Genomic DNA, 1280 nt, shown 5'->3' on the forward strand with positions numbered 1-1280 from the left:
GCAGTTAAGCTTGAAGGTGGTGTTTATATAGCGGAAACAATTGATTTTTTGTGTAAACGTGGCATTCCAGTGATGGGGCACATTGGTCTCACACCCCAGGCGGTGAATCGTTTTGGTGGCTTCAAAACACAAGGACGAAAACAGAGTGATTGGCAAAGAATTGAAGCCGATGGGGCTGCAATTGAGGAGGCAGGTGCTTTTGCTATTGTCTTAGAAGGGATTGTTGAACCTTTAGCAGTAAAACTGACAGAAAAGCTTTCTATCCCTACGATCGGTATTGGTGCATCCAATCAGTGTGATGGACAAGTATTGGTAATGGAAGATATGTTGGGCTATGGTGCTCATGTGCCAAAATTTGTACGCCGTTATGGAAACCTTGAACAAGCCATGGAAACTGCAATAAAGAATTATGCAGAGGATGTCACCTCTCGTGCTTTCCCAGCGGATAATGAAGTTTATAAATTAAAATAAAATTCAGTTTAAGATGAGAATTTTAACAAGAGAATATTTGTTGTTTTGATAATGAATGTGCATATATTTTGTATACAATTTGAGCTGTGATTTTTTCCATTTCTTTAATGGGATCACGTCTCTTATGCAAAATAGAACGCGATTGGGTTACTAATTCATGTGCTTTTTTAAAGAAAGCTTTCTTAAGGCACCCAATCCTATTTCGCGACGCAGATCGTGAATGGTATAATGGTAAATACATTGAGCACCACTATCTTTACGCTTCATAAAAGAGCAAGCCGGCACCATCATTCACTTTGCCAGTTTTCAATGCTGCGACAGCGGTTGGCACTTGAGATGCTTCATAAGAGGCATTTTAATTCTTTCTTTAAAAATTTTTACCCATATGCCGTCCCCGCTTATGACGTGCAAGAGAACGATTTTAATTGATTCAATATAAACAGATTTGAAATGAGTGAAGCTTACGATATTAAGGGCTCTCATTCAACATGAAAAAATAATGAATTATTATTATAAATCAGTGTGATGAGTCTGTAATGACAAGGAATCCATAATGCGAAGAGTCTATAATCTTTGGGAATCCAAGTCATTAAAGCGAGTTAAAAATGCGTTTTCAATTTGTTGGGTAGAATAGGAGGATAAATCAAGATCATCGGGTAAAATATTATTGGGAGAGCCAAAATAGCGGAGGGCTTCTCCTGTATTAAATCCAGCAAGCGTAATTGCTTCATAATATGCAGCGATACGGTCGGCTTGTTTGATTTTTTTTAAAAGTTTTTGAGAAAGATCAACGGGAAGAGAAAAGCGCA

Annotated in this window: 1 protein-coding gene and 1 pseudogene; one reads left to right on the forward strand and one right to left on the reverse strand. The window is 37.9% G+C overall.

All coding sequences use genetic code 11. The features are described 5' to 3' along the window. Positions 1-471, forward strand: a 471-nt coding sequence (locus ACFIKE_RS10765) for a 3-methyl-2-oxobutanoate hydroxymethyltransferase (protein ID WP_375649899.1), incomplete at its 5' end; no start/stop codon positions are given. 564 nt (positions 472-1035) lie between these two features. Here ACFIKE_RS10765 and ACFIKE_RS10770 read toward each other — a convergent pair. Beyond that, positions 1036-1280: pseudogene (locus ACFIKE_RS10770) on the reverse strand (hydrolase); the annotation flags it as partial.

The organism is Bartonella sp. MU70NMGDW (assembly GCF_042194085.1).
In the GTDB taxonomy this organism is placed as follows: Bacteria; Pseudomonadota; Alphaproteobacteria; order Rhizobiales; family Rhizobiaceae; genus Bartonella; species Bartonella grahamii.